This is a genomic window from Duganella sp. GW821-FHT07G03, from assembly GCF_059418605.1.
In genome coordinates this window covers 193,474-215,243 of sequence record NZ_JBWKQE010000001.1, presented here as the reverse complement: position 1 = coordinate 215,243, position 21,770 = coordinate 193,474, and the positions used below count along the sequence as shown (strand labels likewise).

Below are 21,770 nucleotides of genomic sequence, written 5' to 3'. Positions count from 1 at the left end.
ATCATGAAAGCACTCATCCTGAAACGCTACAGCAAGACCGGCCAGCTTGAATTCGCCGATATTGCCCGTCCCACCATCAAACCGGACGAGATCCTGGTGCAGGTCCACGCGGTCGGCCTCAACCCCATCGATTACATGATCCCGAAAGGCATGTTCAAGCCCATCCTGAAGTTCCAGTTGCCCGCCACGATGGGCAGCGACCTGGCCGGCATCGTGGTGGAAGCCGGCAGCCGGGTAAGCCGTTTCAAGGTGGGCGACGCGGTGTACGCCAGCACCTTCGACCTGGGTTCCGGCTCGCTGGCCGAATTTGCCGCCGTGCCCGAATCTGCCGCCGCGCTGAAACCGGAAAACCTCAGCTTCGTGCAGGCCGCCGCGATCCCGATGGTTGGCCTGACGTCATGGCAAGCGCTTAATGAGCGCCTGAAGATCAAGCCTGGCCAGAAGGTGTTCATCCCGGCCGGCTCCGGCGGCATCGGCACGTTTGCGATCCAGCTGGCCAAGCACCTCGGCGCCAAAGTGGGCACGACCACCAGCACCGGCAATGTCGAACTGGTGCGCAGCCTCGGCGCCGACGAGGTGATCGACTATACCAAGCAGGAATTCGAGCAAGTGCTGAAAGGCTACGACGCCGTGCTGGGCACGACGAGAGGAGACGGGCTGGAGAAGGCGATCAGCATCCTGAAGCCTTCGAGCCCGGTGGTTTCGCTGATTGGTCCGCCGGACGCCGCCTTCGCCCGCGGACGCGGCATGAACTTCCTGATGACTTTCATCTTCGGCATGTTGAGCCGCAAGATCATCCGCCTCGCGGGCAAGTATCGATCCACGTATTCATTCCTGTTCGTGCGCCCGGACGGCCTGCAGCTCAAGGAGATCGCCAGGCTGATCGAGACGTCGCACATCCGTCCGGTGATCGACACGGTCGTCCCGTTCACCCAGGCCAAGGACGGCCTTGCGTATCTGGAAAAGGGCCGCGCCAAGGGCAAGGTCGTGGTGCAGCTGGTGGCCACCTGACCTGCCCACCGTCAATCAGGACTGGCGCCGACCGCGAGCTGCAACTGCACCGTTGCCGTCGTCAGGTCCGCCTGTGCCTGCAGCCAGGCCAGGTAGACTTCGTCGGCCGAGCGCTGCGCCGACAGCAGTTCCAGCAGCGACGCCGCGCCTTTTTTGTACGACAGGCGCATGCCTTCCACCACCTTGTCCGACTGCACCAGCACGGATTCCCGGTAGCGCCGCTCGTTGCCCTGCGCCGCGCGGAACTGCGCATGCACGCGCCGCACGTCGGTCTGCGCCTTGAGCTCGGCCGAGCGCAGCGCCAGCATCGCCTGCGTCACCGCCGATTGCGCCTGCAACACCTCGCCGCGTTGCGTGCGCGACAGCGGTATCGGCACCGAGACCGTCAAGCCCAGGCTCAGCGAACGCTGCGCCGGCGAGTTCGTCACATTGCCGCCCGCGTCCGTCAGCGCATGCACCGACGGCGTGTTCTTCAGGCCGACGTTCAGCACCGGATCGACCCAGCGGTTGGCCTGCGCCAGATCGGCCGAGGCGTGCGCCGCGTCCAGCGCCGCGCGGGCGATGCGGATGTCGTCGCGCGCGTCCTCTGCCTGATGCACTAATTGGTCGACATCGTCCAGTCCGTTGCTGGCCGGCGCATCGCAAGCCAGTTCGGCATTGCCGAACACTTCGCTGTAACGCCGGCCCAGCGGAATCGACAGCGACTCGGCCGCCGTCTGCACCTGCGCGCGCGCCGTCACCACCTCCGCCTCGTAGCGGTCGCGCTCGACCTGCGACTGCGACAGCTCCAGCCCGCCGATATCGCCGACCTTACGCCGCACGGCGTTGGCGTTGACGATATCGCCCAGGGAGCGCAGCGTCGCCTCCTGCCGCACCAGCGCATTGCGGGCGCGGCAGGTGTCGGCGTAGGCCGCCGCCGCGTCGGCGTACAACTGGCGGCGGCCGCCTTCCAGCGTCGCCTCGTCAACCTTGACCGCCGCCTGCGCGGCGCGGATGCGCTGGCCGCGCTTGCCGGCCGTCTCGATGGTCAGCGCCACGCTCATGGTGGTGGCGGTGGCGGCGTTCGGCTTGTTGGCCTTGGACAGCTCCCTGGAATCGATGCCCGCCGTCAGCACTGGATCGGGCCGCACGCCGGCGATCGACACGCCGGCCAGGGCGCTGTTGACGTTCTCGCGCTGCATCTGCAAGTCCAGGCTGTACTTCGCCACGGCGGCGGAATAATCGCGGAACGTGACCTGGCCGGAAGCGGGCAGGGCGACGCACAAAGCGAGCAGCGCGCACACGGGGTTGGGTTTAAATGTCATGGGCTTGCTCCGCTTGCACCGGGCCATCGTCGGCCGGCTTGGGTTTGTTCTCGACATAGCGTTCGACCAGGTAATACAGCGCCGGCAACCACACCAGCGTCAAACCGGTGGCCGTGATCAGGCCGCCGACCACCACGGTCGCCAGCGGACGCTGCACGTCGCTGCCCAGGCCGTGCGCCAGCGCGGCCGGCAGCAGGCCCAGCGCCGCAACGCTGGCCGTCATCAGCACCGGACGGAAGCGGCTGTACGCGCCCTTCAACACGGCGTCCTTCAGCGACAGGCCGCCTTCGATACGCAACTGGTTCAGGTTGGACACCATCAAAATGCCGTCCATCACCGCCACGCCGAACAGCGCGATGAAGCCGACCGCGCTCGATACGTTGAGCGTCATGCCGCGCAGGTGCAGGGCGACCAGGCCGCCGAGCGCGCCCAGCGGCACCGCCGCCAGGATCATGGCCGGCTGGCGCAGGTTCTTGAACTGCGCGAACAGCAGCACGAACATCAGCGCCACCACCATCGGCATGATCAGCGCCAGGCGCGCCTGCGCCCGCTGCTGGTTCTCGAACTGTCCGCCCCAGGCCAGCTGGATGCGGCCGTGGTCGTACTGCACCTTGTTCTCGATCTGCGTCTTGGCGTCATCGAGGAAGGAGGCCAGGTCGCGCCCGCGCAGGTCCAGCCGCACGGTCAGGTGGCGCTTGCCCATCTCGCGGGTGATGGTGCTTTCGCCGTCGTCCAGCCGTATCGTCGCCACCTGGGCCAGCGGCACGCGCGCGCCGGTGGCCGAGGTCAGCAGCAGGTCGCCGATGGTGTCGGGATTGCTGCGCGAGGCGTCGGTGAAGCGCACGCCGATGTCGTACTGGCGGTCGTCGATGAACACTTGCGACACCGGCTTGCCGCCGATGCCGGTGCCGATCAGGTCGGCGACGTCGGCGGCGTTGATGCCGTAGCGCGCGGCGGCGGCCCGGTCCACTTCGATGCGCACCTGCGGCAGCGGCGGTTCCTGGTCGATGATTACGCTCTCCGCGCCGGGCACGGCGGTGAGCGTGCGTTCGACGTCGGCGGCGATGCGGCGCGTCTCCTTGAAGTCGTTGCCGTAGATTTTCACCACCAGGTCGCTGTGGGCGCCGGCCAGCTTGTCGAGCACGCCGTCGATCATCGGCTGCGTGAAGCCGACCCGCGTGCCGGGCAGTCTGGCGAAGCGCTGGCCCATCTTCTCGATCAGCTCCTGCTTGCTCAGGCCGGACTTCCACGTGTCGTAGGGATGCAGCGTCACGCTGACCTCGATGTGCGACGGCGTCCACGGATCGGTGCCCTCGTCGTTGCGGCCCAGCTGGGTGACGATGGTGGCCACTTCCGGAAACTCCAGCGCCGCGCTGCGCAGGCCGTCGGACATCTCGGCCGCCTTGTTGAGCGAAATGCCCGGCGGCAGCGTTACCTGCAGCCAGATCGAACCCTCGTCCAAATACGGCAGGAAGTCGCGGCCGATGGTGCCGCCCAGCACGCAGACGGCGGCGAAGGCCAGCGCGAACGCGGCGATCGTCAGGCGCGACTTGCCGACCACGGCGGCCAACAGCGGCTCATACAATTGCTTGGCCTTGACCAGCACCGGATTGTTGAACACCTTGCGCGGCTTGCGGTAGGCCTGATACGCCAGCCCTGGTATCAGCGTCAGCGACACCACCAGCGCGCCCAGCAGCGCAAAGCCGATCGCGAACGCCATCGGCGAGAACAGCTTGTACTCGATGCGCTGGAAGGTGAACAGCGGCAGGTAGGCGGTGATGATGACGATCATGCCGAAGAAGATAGGCTTGGTCACCTGCAGCGTGGCCTTCATCACATCCCTGGCGCGCAATGCGGCGCCGTGGTTTTCCTCGTACTTGCGCAGGATGTTTTCCATCACCACGATGGCGCCATCGACCACAATGCCGAAGTCGATCGCTCCCAGCGACAGCAGGTTGGCCGGAATGTGGAAGTGGTGCATGAAGATGAAGGCCGTCAGCAGCGCCATCGGGATCGTCACGGCGACGATGGCCGCCGCGCGCGGGCTGCCCAGGAACAGCAGCAGCACCAGCGTCACCAGCAGCATGCCTTCGACCAGCGTCTTGCCGATGGTGTGCAGGGTGGCGTCGACCAGGCCGGTGCGGTCCAGATACGGGACGATCTTGACATCCTTCGGCAGCACGTGCTCGTTCAGCTCCTGCACCGCCTCATGCACGCCCTTCAGCACCAGCGACGGGTTCTCGCCCTTCAACAGCAGCACGATGCCTTCGATGGTGTCCGGGTTGCGGTCCTTGCCGAGAATGCCGTGGCGCTCCTTGCTACCCAGGCGCACTTCGCCCAGGTCCTTGACCAGCACCGGAACGCCGTTCTTCTGCGCCACCACCACGTCGCCGAGGTCGTCCAGGTTGCGGATCAGGCCAACGCCGCGCACCACGAAGCCCTGCTGGCCGCGCGTGAGGATGCTGCCGCCGGCGCTGGCGTTGTTGGCGTTGATGGCGTCGGTGATCTGCTTGAGCGACAGGTTGTACTTGCTCAGCTTGGCCGGATCGAATTCCAGCAAAAACTGCGTGGTCAGCCCGCCAAAGTTGCCGACGTCGGCGATGCCGGCCACCTGCTTGAGGCGCGGGATCACTTTCCAGAACTGCAGCTCGGACAGCTCGCGCAGCGAACGGGTCTTCGATTCCAGCGTGTAGCGGTAGATCTCGCCGATGGGCGAGGTCAGCGGGTCGAGCCCCGGTTGGGCGCCGTAGGGCAGGGCCACGCCGCTGATGCGCTCCTGCAGGCGCTGGCGCGACCAGTAGTCTTCCACGCCGTCGCGGAACACCACGGTGATCAGCGACAGGCCGAAGGTGCTCTTCGAGCGCATCACATGCATGCCGGGCGTGCCCATGATCTCGCGTTCGAGCGGAATGGTGATCTGCGATTCGACTTCCTCGGCGGCCAGGCCGGCCACTTGCGTGACCACCTGCGAGCTGGTGTCGGCGATGTCGGGATAGGCTTCCAGCGGCAGCTGGTTCCAGCAGAACACGCCGTACAGCGCGACCATGATGAACACCAGCCACGCGATGCCGCGCCGCTGGAAGCAAATGGCAACCAGGCGATCAATCATTAAGCAGCACTCCTTCCTTGGCGACGATGCGCATGCCGGCTTTCAGGCCGGAGACGATTTCCACCTGGTCGCCGCTGTGGACGCCGGTGGCGACGCTGCGCGCCTCGAAGGTCCAGGCGGCGGTTTCCACGTAGACCTGGGTCCGGGTGCCGCTCTGCACCAGCGCCGAAGCCGGCACGACCACGCCCTGGTGCGGCGCGCCACTGAAGGTCACTTGCGCGAACATGCCCGGCTTCAGGCGGCCGCCCTTGTTGTCGACCGCTACGCGGACCTTGACGGTGCGGGTGTCCGGGTCCAGCACCTCGCCCACGTAGCCGACCTTGCCGGCGATGTGCTCGCCGGGATAGGCGTTGAGCGCGATATCGGCGCTCTGGCCGGCGAACACGGCGGCCAGGTCTTTTTCCTGCACGCTGGCGGTCAGCCACACGGTCGACAGGTCGGCCACCACCATCACCGGAGCGTTGGTGTCGTTCCAGAAGCCGCCCTGGCCGCCGTTCAGTTCGATCACATGGCCGGACAGCGGCGAGCGCAGCGTGTACAGCCGGCCGCCGCCCGCGCCGGCCAGGCTGCCGCCCAACTGGGTCAGGCGCGACTTGCTGCGTTCGCTTTCGCTGAGGGCCTGCGCGTAGTCGCTCTCGGCCTGTTCCAGGTCCTTGTGGGCCGAAATGTCGGCCGCGCGCAGTTCCTTCTGGCGTTCCAGGTTGCGGCGCGCCAGCGTCAGGCCGGCCTGCGCCTTGCCGGCGTCGCTGTAGGCCAGCGCCACGTCGGCCGAATCCATGGTGAACAGGGCGTCGCCGGCCTTGACCGTGTCGCCCAGGTGCTTGAGCAGGTGGTCGATGCGGCCGGCCACCGGCGGCACCACGCGCACCAGGCGGGCCGGATCGGCTTCGACCACGGCCGGCACCGGGATGCTGCGCGCCACGCTGCGTTCTTCAACGCCAGCCACTTGCAGCGACTTGCGCAGCGGCGAGGCGGCCGGCACGGCGATGGATGCGCCCTTGCGCACCACGGCGGGGGCCGGGGCGTTGTCGGTCTCGGGAGCATGGCCGCAGCCGCTGAGGGCGGCGCAGAGCAGGGGCAATACCATGAGGGCGTGGCGTTGCAAACGTGGGTCGATTTTTATCATGACGTTTCCTGAGGGCGAGAGGAATCCCGGGCGCCGAACGCGTCCGAGGTAGTCCATGGGTAAGCGGAATGGCTGAAGTGTAACGAGAAGCGGACTGGACGATCCTGAATCTTCCTTCAGGAAACATCTTTTGCCCGGGAGCGGGCAGTAAAATGCGGATATGAACAAGATATTGCTGATCGAGGACGACCAGAAGGCGGCCCGCCTGCTCAAGCGCGGCTTGCAGGAGGAAGACTTCGCCGTCGACGTCGCGCACAGCGCGGAAGAAGGCGAACCGGCCGCGCTGGCCGGCGCGTACGACCTGATCGTGCTGGACTGGATGCTGCCGGCCAAGGACGGCATCACCCTGTGTGCCGACCTGCGCGCGCGCGGCCTGCTGACGCCCATCCTGATGCTGACCGCGCGCGACGGCCTGGGCGACCGCGTGGCCGGCCTCAACACCGGCGCCGACGATTACCTGACCAAGCCCTTCGCCTTCGACGAACTGCTGGCCCGCATCCGCGCGCTGCTGCGCCGCTCGACGCTGGTGCGGCCGGCGCCGCTGACGGTGGCCGACCTGGTGCTGGACCCGCAAAGCCACGCCGTCAAGCGGGCAGGGCAGGCGCTGGACCTGACGCCCAAGGAATACGCCATTCTCGAACTGCTGATGCGCCAGGCCGGCCATGTGGTCAGCCGGCAGCAGCTGGCCGAGCGCATCTGGACCGCCGACCTGATCGCGCTCGACAACCTGATGGACTCGCACATGCGCAACCTGCGCCGCAAGATCGATCCGGAAGGCCTGCCGCGCCTGATCCACACGGTGCGCGGCCAGGGCTTCCGGCTGGCGGAGGTGGCCGACGATGGTGCATAATTTCCGGCTGAATTTCCGCCGCCGCCTGGCGCTGGTGCAGACCGCCGTCATCGTCTCGGTGCTGTCGGTGGCGGCCATCGCCGGCTACCTGAGCCTGTCGGACGCGGTCAACGAGCAGCTCGACGGTGCCCTGCTGGCGTTGGCCGAAACCGAATCGGCGATGCTGCGCGCCGCGCCGGAGCAGCCGCCCAAGGTGCACGACGCCGAGCAGGGCGCCACGCCGCCGTCGCTGGCGCGGCTCGACCGCTGGGTGCAGATCGTCGACGCCGACGGCCGGGTGCTGGCGCGCAGCGCCAACCTGGGCGCGGCCAGCCTGCCGGCGCCGCCCGCGCTGCTGGCGCGCATGGCCGCCGGCGACACCATGTTCCAGACGCTCGACCATTTCGCCGAGGAGCCGGTGCGCATCGTCTCGCTGCCGGTGCCGGGCAAGCCCTTGCGCTACACGGTGCAGGTGGCCGGCTCGCTGGACGACGTGCGCCATGTGGTGGCCTCGGCCAGCCGCATGTTCCTCGGCATGGCGCTGGTGCTGCTGGTGGCGCTGACCGTGGCCAGCGCCTCGATCACGCGCTGGGTGTTCCGCTCGGTCGACGACATCGTGCGCCAGGCGCAGCGCATCGGCGACGCCAACCTGGACCAGCGCCTGCCCCATCCCGGCACCCGCGACGAGATCGGCCGCCTGGTCGACACCCTCAACGACATGCTGGACCGCATCGACCAAAGCTTCCAGATCCAGCGCCGCTTCACCTCGGACGCCTCGCACGAGCTGCGCTCGCCGCTGTCGCGGCTAAGGGCCGAGATCGAGATCACCTTGCGCCGGCCGCGCGACGCCGCCGAATACGTCGACACGCTGCGCTCCTGCATGGAGGAGGTGGAGCGCCTGACCCTGCTGGTGGAAGAGCTGCTGGCGCTGGCCCGCTACGACGCCGGCCAGGACCGAGACGCCTCTTCGGCCACCTCGCTCAACGACATCGCTGCGGCCGCCATCGAGCGCGCGCGGGCCATGGCGCAGCAGCGCCAGGTCAGCCTGTCGCTGCAGGCGGGGACGGCGCCGGTGGTCGCCGCCATCGGCGAAGGCGCCGCCACGCTAATCGTGGTCAACCTGCTGGAGAACGCCATCAAGTTCACGCCGTCCGGCGGCGCGGTCAGCGTCGGCATCACGCTGGACGGCGACTGCGCCTGTCTGCGCATCGCCGACAGCGGCCCCGGCATCAGCGTCGACGACCTGCCGCATCTGTTCGACCGTTTCTATCGCGGCGCCTCGGCCCGCTCGGGCGACGTGGCCGGCGTCGGCCTCGGCCTGGCCTTGACGCAAACCATCGTCCACGGCCACGGCGGCCGCATCGAAGCGGCCAACCTGCCCGCCGGCGGGGCCGCCTTCACCGTCCATCTACCCCGCAGCGCCGGCTAGTGGAAATGCTTCCAAGCAACTTTCTAGCATGGCTCTGTAGTAAAGTGGTTCTAAAAAAAGCAATATGTGCATTGTAGTATTCGAGTCCCCTACCAGGAGACCCTATGAAAACTGCATTGATCGCCACCAGCATCGCCATGGCCGTTTGCGCCACCACGCCCGCCCTCGCATGGGAGCAGGAAACCCACCGCCAGATCGTGCTGGACGCGGTGAACTACATGAAGAACAACCCGTCCACTACCAACTACAACAAGCTGGTGGCGGGCGTGACGCGGGCCGGCTTCACCGTGGACCAGTTCGCCGCGGCGCTGGGCCAGGGCGCCTACGACGTCGACGATTTCGCCGACACCTACATCTGCGGCGCCACCACCGGCGACTGCCAGCTGGCGCCGGTGTGGGGCGCGGGCGCCAGCATCGTCAAGTACACCTCGTACTGGCACTTCCAGAACCACACCTCCGGTGCGGACGTGCACGGCAATCCCTTCGGCGGCTACAACTACGCCAAGCTGGGCATGGCCGGCGACATCGACAACATGGCCGCCGGCTGGCTCTACGGCGACTACCTGGACGACGGCACCGGCGGCCTCAAAGGCTGGTTCGGCGACAGCAGCAAGTACAACAGCTACGGCGTCACCGAGGCGCACTACCGTTTCGGCGGCGTCTCCAGCGCGTCGCAGTACGCCGATTTCGAGACCATGCCGTTCCAGCCGATCGACAACCTGGGCCAGTACTGGTGGCAGCAGTTCCTGGCGCAGCCGACCGCGCAGAGCCTGGGCTTCACGCTGCACACCACCGACCTGCTGCAACCGCACCACACCTGGGCGACGTCGGCGCACAACCACTCGTCGTGGGAACAGTGGGTGCGCGATAACTACACCACCCAGCACCTGAACGATCCGGCGCTGGTGACCGCCGCGCTGGCCGACTTCACGCCGCTGGCGCCGGCCGCGGTCGACATCCGTCCGCTGCTGACGCAGGGTGGCAGCTACTCCTACGCCAACGGCGGCATCGTGCTGTCGTCGACCGATCAGGGCGACCGCACCCGCGTGGCGCAGATGATGATCCCGCATTCGATCGCGATGGTGGTGGTGGTGCTCAACCGCGCCGCCGAACGCCTGGCCAACTGATGCGGAAGTCGATGCTGCGGCCGATTGGTCTGGCGCTGCTGGCGGCCGCGCTGGCGCTGCCGGCGGCCGCCAAGGTCGCCTACGGGCTGAGCGATCCGGCGCTGGCCGCGCGCATCGACGGCGCGCCGGTGACGGCCTTCAGCGTCGATGCGCTGTGGCGCCTGGCGCGCGTCAAGGATGGCCGGACGGCGCGCAGCGCGGTGCTGGAGGAGGTGGTGCTCAACCGCCTGCTGGCCGGCGCCGCCCGTTCGCGCTTTGACGAGGCGCAGCTGTATGCCGGCCAGCGGGTCGGCTTCGCGCGCGAGGTGGCGCTGGACGACCAGCTGGTCGCCACCTTGCGCAGTCTGTACGGCAAGGAGATGCAGCAAGCCTTGCAGCAGCTGCCGGGCGGCTCGCTCGACGGCGTGGTCGTCGAACCAGGCAAGCCCTCGGCGGCGGCGCTGGACGCGGTGTTCGGCAAGCCCGAGCAGCTCAAGCTGGAGTTCACGCTCAACGCCGAGCAGCTGGCGCGGGCGCGCGGCATCGTGCTGCTGCGCTACACGCTGCCGTCCGGCGCCGGCACGGTCACGCTGGCCGACGTCTACCGCCGCCAGAACGTGCAGGGCAGGGTGGCGCTGTACAACCGCCAGGCCGACTTCCTGCAACAGCAGGCCAAACAGGATCTGGCCGGGCGCTTTGTGCTCGACTGGAGCCGGCGCCAGTTCGGCGAGGCGGCCGTCGCCGACCTGTGCCAGGCGCTGGCCGAACGCGGCGAGGTGCAGGCGCTGCGCCAGCAGCACGGCATCGGCGACGATATCGAGAATACCAGCGCCTTGTTGCAGCGCCTGGCTCGCGAGGTGACGCCGGCGCAGGTCGCGGCATATTATGCGCGGCACCGCAGCGAGTTCACCCGCATCGAGCGCGTCAAGGCGCGCCACATCCGCGTGGCCGACGAACAGACCGCGCAAACGGTCTACAAGGCGCTGGCCGCCGGCGCGGATTTTGCCGCCACGGCGCGGCGCTATTCGACCGCCGGCGACGGCGGCGCGCCCGACTGGATACGCCATGAAGGCAAGCCGGACTGGCTGGCGCAACTGGCGCTGGCCCAGCCGGAAGGCCAGCTGTCGCGGCCGATCCGCATGCCGGCCGGTCCACGCGACGTGGCGGCTTGGGAAATCATCCAGGTCGAGCAGCGCGTGATGGGCTACCAGGCGCCCGGCTCGGAAGCGGTGTGCTATGCCGCCAGCAACGCGCTGGCGCGCGTGGCGGCGCAGGCGCAACTGGCCGCGCTGCGCAAGCAATTATTGCGCGCCGCGCAGATCGACATCAACCGCGGCCTGCTCGATCAGCCGCTGCCAACCTTGGACAACGCCCAATGAAACCTGCCCTGATCGCCGGTGCGCTGTGCCTGCTGGCGGCCGGCTTTTGGCTGGCCTGGCGCGGCGACGCCGCGAGCCTGCCGCTGCGCGCCGCTGCGGGGCAAGGCGCGGCGCCAGCCGGCGATGGCGCCGCGCGCGGCGCGCAATGGCCGCCGGCCACGCCGGAACCCGCCGCCCGCGAACTGAAATTCGTGCCGCTGACGCCGGTCGACAGCAGCGGTTCGGCCTGGATGAGCATGGCGGCCGCACGCGAGAACGGCGATCCGCGCACGCCGCCCATCGAGCGCGACGCCGAGCCGCGCAGCGCGCCCACGCCGGCCCAGCTGGCCGACCCGCAAGCCTACCAACAATACGAGCAAGCCCAGCACACCCGTCTGCTGGGCGCCTATGTCGCCGCCGCCGCGACCGAGCTGCCGCGCCTGCAGGCCGACCTGGAACGCGGCCGCCAGGCCGGCATTCCGGCCGAGCAGCTGGCCAAGCTGGAGGAAAAAATCGCCCGCATCCAGCGCCAGTCGGACGACATCGTCAAAGAACATCCTCAAATGCAAGCGCATGTCACACGCCGGTAATTTCTAAGTGGCAAGATTGCTTCCTGAAGTCACTCGATGTGGTCTACCCTTACTGCCTCTGACCGGAGGCAGTCTTTTTTTTTGAAGGAAGTTTTATGCAGACCGCAGACGTCGTGTTTTCACGGCAGCAGGGCGTGGTGCGCATGGCCTTGAGCATCGACGGCAAGCTGATCGCCCAAAGCACCAGCCAGGAAACCATCGCGCGTGAACTGCAGATCCGGTCGCTGCGCTTCCTGACGATAGACGGCGTGTTCACGACGGAATTACCGACCACCGAAAAGACACTGGAGCAGGCGTCGGCCGTGGCGTTTGCCGAGCCGATGCCAGCGCTCAAGCTGGTCGCCGCCTGTTCGGCGGTGGGCGAAACGGTGGGCTTTCTTTTCCCCGAACGCCGGCGCCGCCCGCGCGAACCGCTGGCCGACGGCGCGGCGGACAAGCCGGACAAACCCTCCGCAAACTGACACCGCGCGCGTGTGGCATACTCGGCGGCTATGACGCCTGATCCCATCGCCCGTTTCCTGTCCGCCGTCGCCATGCTGTGCCTGCACATGGCGGCGTCCGCGGCGCCTTGCGTGGAGCCGCCCGCCGATCCCGCCAATATTTACGACGCGCAGCACACCTACGACAAGCTGGCGCCCCACTATCCGGCCATCCGCATCGCCAGCGCGGCGCTGCCGGTGGATGTGAGCCGCGTCGCCGGCCTGACCTATGCGCAGCTGGGCACGCGCTGCCTGAAGCTGGACCTGTACCTGCCGCTGGCCGCGCGCGCCGACGGCGGCATGCCGGTGGTGGTGCTGGTGCACGGCGGCGGCTGGCGTTCCGGTTTCCGCGCCGAGTTCGCGCCGATGGCGGTGCGGCTGGCCCAGCACGGTTATGCGGCGGTGGCGATCAGCTACCGGCTGTCGGGCGAAGCGCCTTATCCGGCGGCCATCCACGACGTGCGCGCCGCCGTGCGCTGGGTGCGCAACAATGCCGGCTTGTACCACCTGAACCCGCAACGCATCGCGCTGGCGGGCGGCTCGGCCGGCGGCCAGATCGCCAGCCTGGCCGGCGTCACCGGCCATCTCGACCGGTTTGATCCGGGCGCCGGCGAGGGCGCCGTGTCGAGCGCGGTGCAGGCCATCGTCAATATCGACGGCCTGTCGGACTTCACCGCCGAAGCTGCGCTGAAATACGAGGACGACGCGGCCAAGCAACCATCGGCGGCCGGCGCCTGGTTCGGCGGCCGCTATGCCGAAAAGACCGCGCTGTGGGCCGAGGCCTCGCCGATCCGCTACGTGCGGCCCGGCATGCCGCCGGTCTTGTTCATCGCCAGCGCGCAGCCGCGCTTCTCCGTCGGTCGCGAGGAAATGGCGGCCCGCATGACGCAGGTCGGCGTGGCCAACCGCACGCTGCTGCTGCCGGACACGCCTCATTCGTTCTGGCTGTTCGATCCCTGGCTGCAACCCACGGTGGACGCCATGGTGGCCTTCCTGAACCAGCAGATGCCGCAGCGCTGATCGCGCGTCCCGGAAAAGGGTAGTCCGGCCTCTCCATTTAGCCAGTGGCGCGGCCACGGCGCCCGGCCTAAGATGATCGCAGCGGCGCTCATTGCAGCGGGCGCCGTAATCAACCCATCCAAATGGAAGCCACCATGACCAATCCCAAACTTGAAGTATTGACGCCGACCAACTGCCAGCTGATCTTCATCGACCAGCAACCGCAAATGGCCTTCGGCGTGCAATCGATGGACCGCCAGGCGCTCAAGAACAACACCGTGGCACTGGCCAAGGCCGCCAAGGTGTTCAACATCCCGACCACCATCACCACCGTCGAGACCGAAGCGTTCTCCGGCCACACCTATCCCGAGCTGCTGGACGTGTTCCCCGGCAAGCCCATCCTGGAACGCTCGTCGATGAATTCCTGGGACGACCAGAAAGTGCGCGACGCGCTCAAGGCCAACGGCAAGAAGAAGGTGATCGTCTCGGGCCTGTGGACCGAGGTGTGCAACAACAGCTTCGCGCTGTGCGCGATGGCCGAGGGCGACTACGAAATCTACATGGTGGCCGACGCCTCCGGCGGTACCTCGAAGGAAGCCCACGACTACGCGATGCAGCGCATGATCCAGGCCGGCGTGGTGCCGGTGACCTGGCAGCAGGTGCTGCTGGAGTGGCAGCGCGACTGGGCCCGCCGCGATACCTACGACGCCGTGATGGCCATCGTGCGCGAACACTCGGGCGCCTACGGCATGGGCGTCGACTACGCCTACACCATGGTGCACAAGGCGCCGCAGCGCACCACCACCAGCCACGAGACGCTGGCCGCCGTGCCGGCAAAATAAGCTCCGGTGGCCCAGGCTGCTATACAATCGCAGTCTGGTGTCCACCATTCACTACCGCCCCGGAGGCTGCGATGTCGACCACCCATACTTTCCGTCCCGACTATGTCGGCGCCGAAGTCGTCGAAGCAGGCATCGAAGTTGCCGACCGCAAAGGTCCGGACAGCGCGGCCGCCTATCTCAGCCAGCGCGGCGTGGCGGACACGGTGATCCAGCGCGTGGTTGCCGAGCCGGAACATCGCCGCAATCCCGGCCGCCTGCGCAGCCGCGACGAGCGCCTGCTGGAAGAGGCGTCACGCTTCAAATTCAAACGCTGAAGGAGGGCGGCGGGGTAGGCGGATTCGGTCTGCCGTAGGACAGGGACCACATCGCCCTATGTTCCCAGCCTACATATGGCACGTACGTGCTCCTATAATCGACCGCACATGGCGCGGATATAGTGTTGTTCATCAGGTCGCAATGATCGACAACCCCCCAAGAGGCTCGCCATGTACCATGCTACTCATCCTTCCGTATCGCATCAAGCAGTGCGCTCCACGCAGGCAGAAGCATCCGCACCGGTCGTCAGCCTGACCGGCGCCCAGCAGAACGATTTGCTGCGTGCCTTGTCGCGCGAAGAACTAATCAGTTTGTTCGAACACCTGGAACTGGTGCCGCTGGAAGCGGGCAAACACCTGTTCGACTTCGGCGACAAGATGGACTATGCCTACTTCCCCACCAACGCCATCGTCTCGCTGCAATTTGTGACGGAGGACGGCGGCGCTTCCGAGATCGGCGTGGTCGGCCGCGACGGCGTGGTCGGCGTCTCGATGTATGAAAGCGAACGCGCCAACTGCTCGGCAGTGGTGCAGAGCGCCGGTTACGGCTACCGCATCCGCGCCGCGGTGTTGCGCTCGGCCTTCTTTGATGGCGGCGCGCTGGCCCAGCAGCTGATGCGCCACACCAGCGCCTTGTTTGCGCAGCTGGCGCAGACGGTGGCCGGCGCGCGCCACGGCAGCATCGAGCAGCGGCTGTGCCGCTGGCTGCTGGAACGGCTGGACCGCTCGCTGTCGAATGAATTGAAAGTGACCCAGGAAACGATCGCCAACCTGCTGGGTGTGCGGCGCGAAAGCATCACCTGTTGCGCCGGCAAGCTGCAAGAAAAAGGCATGATCGAATGCCGCCGCGGCACCGTTATCGTGCTCGACCGCGACGCCATGGAACGCCATGCCGGCGGCTGCTACATCCCCGTCTAATGCCTGTACCTGGGCGCATGCTGGAGCTGATCCAGTTTGCGTTGCACCAGCCTGTACCAGGCGCTCGCCCATCTGGTCGCCCTGATCGATTCCTCCACCGTTGCCGCCGCCATGCAGCGCTGCACCGCTCTCATCTGGCGGTGCAGGGCATAGGCGGCGGGCGGCGGTTTGCGGCGTGTGGGCGAGATATCCATGCCTGCATTCTGGCGCAGTTTCAACACCGCCGTTGTGCGTTGGCACACCGTGTGGCCATCTCGGCCCAACGGCCGGCAGATAAACTAGCGCGATTATCTTCGTGTTCAAAGCGCTTGCAGCTCGTTATACTTCGCCCATAAGAAACAATACTTAAGGGTACAGATGGGTAAGCAAGTGCAAGTGTATGGCGCGTTGGCGCTGTGGTCGGTTGGCGCGCTGGCCGCCGCGCAGGCGGCCGAGGCGGAAGTGGGCACGGAAAAGATAGACCGCGTCGAGGTCACCGCCACGCGCTCGGCCGGTGCGGTCGATGTGCAGCAGGTGCCGGCGGCGATCACCGTCTTGAAGCCGGACAGCCTGAGCCGCTACGGACAAGGTAACCTCGGCGATATCGCCAACCTGGTGCCGGCCATGTCGGTGCAGCAGCAGGCGCCCGGCGTCAACAACATCACCATGCGCGGGCTGGTGGTGCGCGGTATCGTGCCGTCGGAGGTGCAGGACTCGTCGCTGGTGGCGGTGTACATCGACGACATGCCGGTGACGCTGAAATCGTCCAATCCCGACCTGAAGGTGCTGGACCTGGAGCGCGTCGAAGTGCTGCAAGGGCCGCAGGGCACGCTGTTCGGCGCCGGCGCGATGGCTGGCGCGGTGCGCCAGATCACGCAAAAGCCGGACCTGGGCGACCTGTTCGGCACGGTGGAGGCGGTCGGTTCGAACACCTCCGGCTTCGGCGGCGCCAACCGCAATCTGCGCGGCATGGTCAACGTTCCGCTCAAGGCCGACGTGCTGGGCCTGCGCCTGACGGCCTACACCGGCAACGATTCCGGCTACATCCGCAATCAACTCATTGGCAGCAGCACCTTCGGCAACACCACCAACGACGTCTCCACCAACCAGGGCCGCGCCGCCTTGCGTTTGCGCGCCTCGCCGGACCTGTTGATCGACGCCAGCGTCACCGCCTCCAACATCAAGGGCGGCGTCAACGACGCCTACGCCGGACTGGCGCCGTTCACCACCATCGCCTTGCTGCCGCAGACCAGCAACGACCAACTGCAGCTGTACAACCTGGGCGTCAGCTATGACCTCGGCAACGCGCAGCTGGTGTCGTCGACCTCCTACCTGCACCGCGACACGCTGTACGTGACCTCGGCCCAGTATCCGGCCACCGCCTTCATCTTCGGCGGCAAGGCACCGCTGATGCAGGCCGCCTACACGATAGGCAACGCGGTCACGGATTTCGCGCAGGAGTTCCGCCTCAACTCCAAGGGCTCCGGCCCGCTGAAGTGGACCGCCGGCGCCTTCTTCGAAACCGGCAAGCGCGATACGCGCCAGGACGAACCGACCACCGGCTTCGACGAACGCTTCGCCGCCACCCACAACTTCCCCGGCTATAACTCGCAGGCCAACGACCTGGCCTTCAATCCGAACGATTTCTTCTCCGGCACACAGAACACCAAGTCGCGCCAGCTGGCCTTGTTCGCCGAAGCCACCTACACCGTGTGGGACAAGCTGGACCTGACGGCCGGCCTGCGCCTGTTCAAGGGCACGCAGGACTTCGACCTGCGCTTCACCGGCCTGTTCGGCAACCTGGTCGGCGCCACGCCGTCGGCGCCGGTCGGCCAGCCGGAGCTGAGCAACAGCAGCGCCACCTCGCAGGGCGCCAATCCGCGCTTCGCCGCCGCCTACCATGTCGACGCGGACCATATGCTGTATGCCTCGGTGGGCAAGGGCTTCCGCTACGGCGGCAACAACCAGCCGGTGCCTTTCAACTTCTGCGGCGTGAACGCGCCGGCCACCTTCGCGCCGGACAGCCTGTGGAACTACGAAGTCGGCTCGAAGAACACGCTGCTGGAGCAGCGCATGACCTTCAACGCCAGCGCCTATGTGATCGAGTGGAAGGACGTGCAGGTGTTTAACAAGCTGCCGTGCACCTACTACTTCACGCAGAACGCCGGCAAGCTGCGCAGCGAAGGACTGGAACTGGAAACCGCCTTCAAGCTGACGCGCCACGCGTCGCTGGGCCTGAGCGCCGCCTACAACCATGCCTACGCCACCCGCACCGTGGTGACCGGCATCGCCGCGCAGAACATCCCGGAAGGCAGCCGCGCGCCATATGCGCCACGCCTGTCCGCCACGGCCACGGCCAGCTACACCGTGCCCGTGCGCGGCAACGACGAAGTGGCCGTCGCCGCCAGCTACGCCTACCACAGCGACGCCTACACCAACTTCGCGGCGGCGCAGGGCAGTTACGCGCAGATACCGTCGTCGAACACGGTCAACGCCACCGTCACCTACAAGACGGGCGCCTACGAGTTCGGCCTGTTCGGCACCAACCTGACCAACGGCGCCAAGATCAGCGATGTCACGCCGAACACCATCGCCATCCAGCCGGGAGACACCTTGTTCATGGTGCGTCCGCGCACGCTGGGCTTGCGCGTCAAAGCGCGCTTCTGATCGCGCCCGATGGACTCCCCCAGCCTGAAGCAGCAGCGCTCCGAGTACGTCGATGCGCACCAGCGGGTCGAAGTGCTCGCCGAGCGCAAGCGCTTGCTGTGGCTGGGGGAGTGGCCGACCTGGCTGCTGATCGCCGTGATCTACGGCGGCTGGTTCCTGACGCTGGCCTACTGGCGCCGGATCGGCGACGTGCCGGCCACCTTGCTGATGATCTGGTGGTGTGCCTGGTATATGTCGCTCCAGCATGAGCTGATCCACGGCCATCCCACGCCGTGGGCCTGGGTCAATCGCCTGTTCGGCTATGCCCCGCTGGCGATCTGGTATCCGTACCGGCTGTACCGCGACAGCCATTTGCGCCACCACATCGACTTCCACCTGACGATGCCGGCGCTCGATACCGAAAGCTATTACGTGTCGCCGTCCGTGTGGTCCGGCATGAGCAAGCCGGTGCGCCTGCTGTACTGGTTCAACAAGACCTTCTGGGGACGGCTGCTGGTCGGCCCGGCGATCGCGGTCGCCGCCGCGTGGAGCGAGGCGCTGCGCCAGCCCGTGCGCGGCGAGTGGCGCAACGTGCCGATGTGGCTGATCCACTTCGCCATGCTGGGCGGCCTGCTGTGGTGGGTGCGTTCGGCGTTCGGCATGTCGCCGCTGTATTACGTGCTGGCGATCTCGTATCCGGCGCAGTCGCTGACGATGATACGGTCCTACTACGAGCACCGCCCGGCGACGGAGCACAAGCAGCGCATCGTGCTCAATGAGGCTGGCCTGGTGTTCCGCGTGCTATTCCTGAACAATAACCTGCACCTGGTGCATCACGACCTGCCGTCCTTGCCGTGGTATCTGCTGCCGCGCGTGTATCGCGCGCGCAGGACGGCTTACAATACGCGCAGCGGCGGCTTCCATCTGCACGGCTATGGAGAGCTGATGCGCCGCTTCGGCTTCACCCCGGTCGATGCGCCGGTCCACCCGAATATGCCCGACACATGAACTGGAAATTCGCCCTGCCGATGTACAACGTCTCGCCGCGCCTCCAGCAAGGCTACGAGGCGCTGCTGCTGGCGCTGGCCGACGAAACGGGCGTGCGCGCCGAATTGGTGCGTCCGCTGGACCTGCCGGCGTTCTGGCGTCAACCGGACGTGCTGTTGACCCAGACCTGTGGATATCCCTACTTGACACAGTTGCGCGGCCATGTGACGCTGCTCGCCACGCCGTGCTTCGACTTTCCCGGCTGCGAGGGCAGCGACTATTCCAGCTTCATCGTCGCGCGCGAGGGCGGGGGGATACGCAGCCTGGCGGACGCGCGCGGGCGCGTCGCCGCGGTCAACGATCCGGATTCGAACAGCGGCATGAACGTGCTGCGGCACGCCGTGGCGCGCTGGTCGCGGGATGGACGCTACTTCGCATCGGTGAAGTGGTCCGGCAGCCATGCGGCCAGCCTGCGCATGGTGCGCGAAGGCGCGGCCGCGATTGCGTCCATCGATTGCGTCAGCTTCGGCTATCTGCTGCAGGAAGACCCCGAGAGTGTGCGGGGGGTGACCATTTTGCAGCCGTCGGCGCTGTCGCCGGGTTTGCCGTGGGTAGCAAGCAGCAAGGCTTCGCCGGAATTGACGGCGCGGCTGCGTGCCGCCCTGCTGGAACCCGCGCCGGCCTTGCGCGCGTTGTTCGATAGCCTGCGTATCCGGGGCTTCGAGTACCGCGGCGATGCCGACTACGGTCGCATCCTGCAAATCGAAGCCGAGGCGCGGGCTGCCGGGTATCCAGACCTGGCTTGACGGGGTTGCGAATTGCATGCGTTGCGTTTTAGTAGCAATGCGGCGTAATTTGTTGCTTGCTTATTTTGAGGTAATACCGTTCCGCTATACTGGCTTATGGTCGCTCAGACGACCGGCTCTTTCATCACTCATCCACTTCTATGGGCAGTCACCATGACTATTACAAAGCGCTTGATCTTGACTTTGTCATTGGCGTTACTCGCGCTGATTTTCGTCGGTATTACCGGCCTCACCCAACTGTCCCGTGCGCAGCAACGCCTCGACATGGTGCAAACCCGCCTGATCCCCAGCATCGCCGGCCTGAATATGGCCAAAGGCTATCTTGCCGATAGCCGCCTGGCGGGCTACCGCCTGTCGGTGTTTTCCAACCTGGCCGACAAGACGGCGCTCGACAAGGCCTACAACGATGCCCACGCCAAGTTCGACGAAGTCATCGCGACCTACGAAAAGGAACGCATCTTCGACGACACCGACCGCAAGATGCTGGAGGCGGACAAGGCCAACATGGCGGCCTACCGCCAGGCGCTGATTCCCTTCCTGGCCGGCGCCCACGCCGGCGACATGGACGCGGTGCGCGCCACGCTGCTGGCCGGCACGCCGCTGGCGCTGTCGGCCGGCGCCGTCAAGAAAGGCTTCGACGACCATATCGCCTACAACAATAAGCTGATCAGCGACGTCCGCGAGGAGAGCGACGCCGCCTACAAATTCGCCTTCCGCCTGATGGTGAGCGTGGTGGTGCTTGGCCTGCTGGTGACCGGCGCGCTGGCGTGGCAGCTGTTCGTCATCATCAGGGGCAGCCTGGCGTCGATCCGCAATACGCTGGAGGACGTGAGCCAGTCGCTGGACCTGACGCACCAGATCAAGGTGGAGCGCATGGATGAAATCGGCCACACCGCCGTGGCGTTCAACAAGCTGCTGGAGCAGATCGCCGGCGTGATCGACACCGTGCGCGCATCGACCATCGCCGTCGGCGCGGCGTCGCAGGATATCGCCAGCGGCACCGGCGACCTGTCGCAGCGCACGTCGTCGCAGGCGGCGGCGCTGGAGCAGACCGCGGCCAGCATGGAGCAGCTCACGTCTACCGTCGGCCAGAACGCCGACAACGCCCGCCAGGCCAACCAGTTGGCGCGTTCGGCGTCGGACGTGGCGGCGCAGGGCGGCACCGTGGTGGAACAGGTGGTGGTGACGATGGGATCGATCAATGAATCGTCGCGCAAGATCGTCGACATCATTTCGGTCATCGACGGCATCGCCTTCCAGACCAACATCCTGGCGTTGAACGCGGCGGTGGAAGCGGCGCGCGCCGGTGAACAGGGCCGCGGCTTCGCGGTGGTGGCGACCGAAGTGCGCAACCTGGCGCAGCGTTCGGCCGCCGCGGCCAAGGAGATCAAGGCGCTGATCGACGACTCGGTGGAGAAGGTCGGCTCCGGCACCAGGCTGGTGGAGCAGGCCGGTACGACGATGCAGGAAGTCGTCGCCAGCATCAAGCAGGTGACCGACATCGTCGGCGAGATCAGCGCCGCCACGCAGGAGCAGAACGACGGCATCGCGCAGGTGCACCAGGCGGTGACGCAGATGGACCAGACCACGCAGCAGAATTCGGCGCTGGTGGAAGAAACCGCCGCCGCCGCGCAGACCCTGCGCGACCAGGCCGACAAGCTGGAACAAGTCGTCAGCGCGTTCAAGATCAACGCGTCGGCCGCCGCGTATGCGCCGCCGAAGCGCCCGGTGCGCGCCGCCGCGCCGGTGGTGGCGACGCTGCCCAAGGCCGCGCGCCCCAAGACCGCGCCCCAGCCGGCGGCCGCGCCGAAGAAGCTGAAGGCCAGCGCGGTCGCCAGCAAGGACGAGTGGGAAGAGTTCTGATCAAGACGCGCCGCCCTGGCGGGCGGTGCGGGGTTGCTTTTTAAGCTACAATCCGGATTCACTTAATGGAGGGTA

General features: G+C 66.8%; 18 protein-coding genes. 15 read left to right on the top strand and 3 right to left on the bottom strand.

Annotation, left to right across the window (positions count from 1 at the left end; genetic code table 11):
* Window positions 1-3: 3 nt before the first annotated feature.
* The gene (locus AC07OK_RS00940; protein WP_494688541.1) at window positions 4-1,011 is read left to right on the top strand and encodes an NADP-dependent oxidoreductase; all 1,008 of its coding nucleotides are present in this window, start codon (window positions 4-6) and stop codon (window positions 1,009-1,011) included.
* Window positions 1,012-1,022: 11 nt separating this feature from the next.
* Here the strand turns inward: AC07OK_RS00940 and AC07OK_RS00935 are convergent, their stop codons facing one another.
* From AC07OK_RS00935 to AC07OK_RS00925, 3 genes are read right to left on the bottom strand one after another with little or no spacing between them, the layout of a single operon-like run.
* On the bottom strand, window positions 1,023-2,315 hold the full coding sequence (locus AC07OK_RS00935; RefSeq protein WP_494688540.1) for a TolC family protein: 1,293 nt from the start codon (window positions 2,313-2,315) through the stop codon (window positions 1,023-1,025).
* Window positions 2,305-5,424, bottom strand: coding sequence for an efflux RND transporter permease subunit (locus AC07OK_RS00930; RefSeq protein ID WP_494688539.1), 3,120 nt, complete (start codon window positions 5,422-5,424; stop codon window positions 2,305-2,307). Before AC07OK_RS00930 ends, AC07OK_RS00935 begins: the two co-directional genes overlap by 11 nt.
* The gene (locus tag AC07OK_RS00925; protein ID WP_494688538.1) at window positions 5,417-6,550 is read right to left on the bottom strand and encodes an efflux RND transporter periplasmic adaptor subunit; all 1,134 of its coding nucleotides are present in this window, start codon (window positions 6,548-6,550) and stop codon (window positions 5,417-5,419) included. The genes AC07OK_RS00930 and AC07OK_RS00925 overlap by 8 nt, the downstream gene beginning before the upstream one ends.
* 160 nt (window positions 6,551-6,710) lie before the next feature.
* Between AC07OK_RS00925 and AC07OK_RS00920 the strand changes: the two genes are divergently transcribed.
* From AC07OK_RS00920 to AC07OK_RS00855, 14 genes are all read left to right on the top strand, one after another.
* A complete protein-coding gene (locus AC07OK_RS00920; protein ID WP_494688537.1) occupies window positions 6,711-7,400 on the top strand; it encodes a response regulator transcription factor in 690 nt (229 codons plus the stop codon).
* Window positions 7,390-8,808 (top strand): ATP-binding protein, encoded by a 1,419-nt coding sequence (locus tag AC07OK_RS00915; protein WP_494688536.1) that lies wholly within the window; start codon window positions 7,390-7,392, stop codon window positions 8,806-8,808. The genes AC07OK_RS00920 and AC07OK_RS00915 overlap by 11 nt, the downstream gene beginning before the upstream one ends.
* A gap of 104 nt (window positions 8,809-8,912) precedes the next feature.
* A complete protein-coding gene (locus tag AC07OK_RS00910) occupies window positions 8,913-9,935 on the top strand; it encodes a phospholipase (protein ID WP_494688535.1) in 1,023 nt (340 codons plus the stop codon).
* Between the two features lie 11 nt (window positions 9,936-9,946).
* The gene (locus tag AC07OK_RS00905) at window positions 9,947-11,293 is read left to right on the top strand and encodes a peptidylprolyl isomerase (RefSeq protein ID WP_494688534.1); all 1,347 of its coding nucleotides are present in this window, start codon (window positions 9,947-9,949) and stop codon (window positions 11,291-11,293) included.
* Window positions 11,290-11,862: a hypothetical protein gene (locus tag AC07OK_RS00900; RefSeq protein WP_494688533.1), complete on the top strand. Its 573-nt coding sequence runs from the start codon at window positions 11,290-11,292 to the stop codon at window positions 11,860-11,862. Before AC07OK_RS00905 ends, AC07OK_RS00900 begins: the two co-directional genes overlap by 4 nt.
* Before the next feature lie 95 nt (window positions 11,863-11,957).
* A complete protein-coding gene (locus AC07OK_RS00895; protein WP_494688532.1) occupies window positions 11,958-12,323 on the top strand; it encodes a hypothetical protein in 366 nt (121 codons plus the stop codon).
* A 30-nt stretch (window positions 12,324-12,353) separates the two neighbouring features.
* Entirely contained in the window at window positions 12,354-13,361 is a 1,008-nt protein-coding gene (locus tag AC07OK_RS00890) for an alpha/beta hydrolase fold domain-containing protein (RefSeq protein ID WP_494688531.1), read from the top strand.
* 134 nt (window positions 13,362-13,495) lie between these two features.
* A complete protein-coding gene (locus tag AC07OK_RS00885; RefSeq protein WP_494688530.1) occupies window positions 13,496-14,182 on the top strand; it encodes a hydrolase in 687 nt (228 codons plus the stop codon).
* 71 nt (window positions 14,183-14,253) lie between these two features.
* Window positions 14,254-14,496 carry a hypothetical protein gene (locus AC07OK_RS00880; protein WP_217945500.1) on the top strand — a complete coding sequence of 81 codons (243 nt, stop codon included), beginning with the start codon at window positions 14,254-14,256 and terminating at the stop codon, window positions 14,494-14,496.
* A 171-nt stretch (window positions 14,497-14,667) separates the two neighbouring features.
* A complete protein-coding gene (locus tag AC07OK_RS00875) occupies window positions 14,668-15,414 on the top strand; it encodes a Crp/Fnr family transcriptional regulator (protein ID WP_494688529.1) in 747 nt (248 codons plus the stop codon).
* 357 nt (window positions 15,415-15,771) lie between these two features.
* The gene (locus AC07OK_RS00870) at window positions 15,772-18,060 is read left to right on the top strand and encodes a TonB-dependent receptor (RefSeq protein WP_494688528.1); all 2,289 of its coding nucleotides are present in this window, start codon (window positions 15,772-15,774) and stop codon (window positions 18,058-18,060) included.
* Between the two features lie 9 nt (window positions 18,061-18,069).
* Complete coding sequence (locus tag AC07OK_RS00865; RefSeq protein ID WP_494688527.1) at window positions 18,070-19,047, top strand: fatty acid desaturase; 978 nt, start codon at window positions 18,070-18,072, stop codon at window positions 19,045-19,047.
* Window positions 19,044-19,832, top strand: coding sequence for a phosphate/phosphite/phosphonate ABC transporter substrate-binding protein (locus AC07OK_RS00860; protein WP_494688526.1), 789 nt, complete (start codon window positions 19,044-19,046; stop codon window positions 19,830-19,832). The genes AC07OK_RS00865 and AC07OK_RS00860 overlap by 4 nt, the downstream gene beginning before the upstream one ends.
* 153 nt (window positions 19,833-19,985) lie before the next feature.
* Entirely contained in the window at window positions 19,986-21,695 is a 1,710-nt protein-coding gene (locus tag AC07OK_RS00855; RefSeq protein WP_494688525.1) for a methyl-accepting chemotaxis protein, read from the top strand.
* Window positions 21,696-21,770 lie beyond the last annotated feature (75 nt).

Excerpts from the sequence above, each read along its gene's own strand:
- AC07OK_RS00895 (WP_494688532.1), top strand. The coding sequence starts at position 11,958 with ATGCAGACCGCAGACGTCGTGTTTTCACGGCAGCAGGGCGTGGTGCGC.
- AC07OK_RS00935 (WP_494688540.1), bottom strand. The coding sequence starts at position 2,315 with ATGACATTTAAACCCAACCCCGTGTGCGCGCTGCTCGCTTTGTGCGTC.
- AC07OK_RS00865 (WP_494688527.1), top strand. The coding sequence starts at position 18,070 with ATGGACTCCCCCAGCCTGAAGCAGCAGCGCTCCGAGTACGTCGATGCG.
- AC07OK_RS00855 (WP_494688525.1), top strand. The coding sequence starts at position 19,986 with ATGACTATTACAAAGCGCTTGATCTTGACTTTGTCATTGGCGTTACTC.
- AC07OK_RS00880 (WP_217945500.1), top strand. The coding sequence starts at position 14,254 with ATGTCGACCACCCATACTTTCCGTCCCGACTATGTCGGCGCCGAAGTC.
- AC07OK_RS00915 (WP_494688536.1), top strand. The coding sequence starts at position 7,390 with ATGGTGCATAATTTCCGGCTGAATTTCCGCCGCCGCCTGGCGCTGGTG.
- AC07OK_RS00905 (WP_494688534.1), top strand. The coding sequence starts at position 9,947 with ATGCTGCGGCCGATTGGTCTGGCGCTGCTGGCGGCCGCGCTGGCGCTG.
- AC07OK_RS00875 (WP_494688529.1), top strand. The coding sequence starts at position 14,668 with ATGTACCATGCTACTCATCCTTCCGTATCGCATCAAGCAGTGCGCTCC.
- AC07OK_RS00940 (WP_494688541.1), top strand. The coding sequence starts at position 4 with ATGAAAGCACTCATCCTGAAACGCTACAGCAAGACCGGCCAGCTTGAA.
- AC07OK_RS00885 (WP_494688530.1), top strand. The coding sequence starts at position 13,496 with ATGACCAATCCCAAACTTGAAGTATTGACGCCGACCAACTGCCAGCTG.
- AC07OK_RS00910 (WP_494688535.1), top strand. The coding sequence starts at position 8,913 with ATGAAAACTGCATTGATCGCCACCAGCATCGCCATGGCCGTTTGCGCC.
- AC07OK_RS00870 (WP_494688528.1), top strand. The coding sequence starts at position 15,772 with ATGGGTAAGCAAGTGCAAGTGTATGGCGCGTTGGCGCTGTGGTCGGTT.
- AC07OK_RS00930 (WP_494688539.1), bottom strand. The coding sequence starts at position 5,424 with ATGATTGATCGCCTGGTTGCCATTTGCTTCCAGCGGCGCGGCATCGCG.
- AC07OK_RS00925 (WP_494688538.1), bottom strand. The coding sequence starts at position 6,550 with ATGATAAAAATCGACCCACGTTTGCAACGCCACGCCCTCATGGTATTG.
- AC07OK_RS00900 (WP_494688533.1), top strand. The coding sequence starts at position 11,290 with ATGAAACCTGCCCTGATCGCCGGTGCGCTGTGCCTGCTGGCGGCCGGC.
- AC07OK_RS00890 (WP_494688531.1), top strand. The coding sequence starts at position 12,354 with ATGACGCCTGATCCCATCGCCCGTTTCCTGTCCGCCGTCGCCATGCTG.
- AC07OK_RS00860 (WP_494688526.1), top strand. The coding sequence starts at position 19,044 with ATGAACTGGAAATTCGCCCTGCCGATGTACAACGTCTCGCCGCGCCTC.
- AC07OK_RS00920 (WP_494688537.1), top strand. The coding sequence starts at position 6,711 with ATGAACAAGATATTGCTGATCGAGGACGACCAGAAGGCGGCCCGCCTG.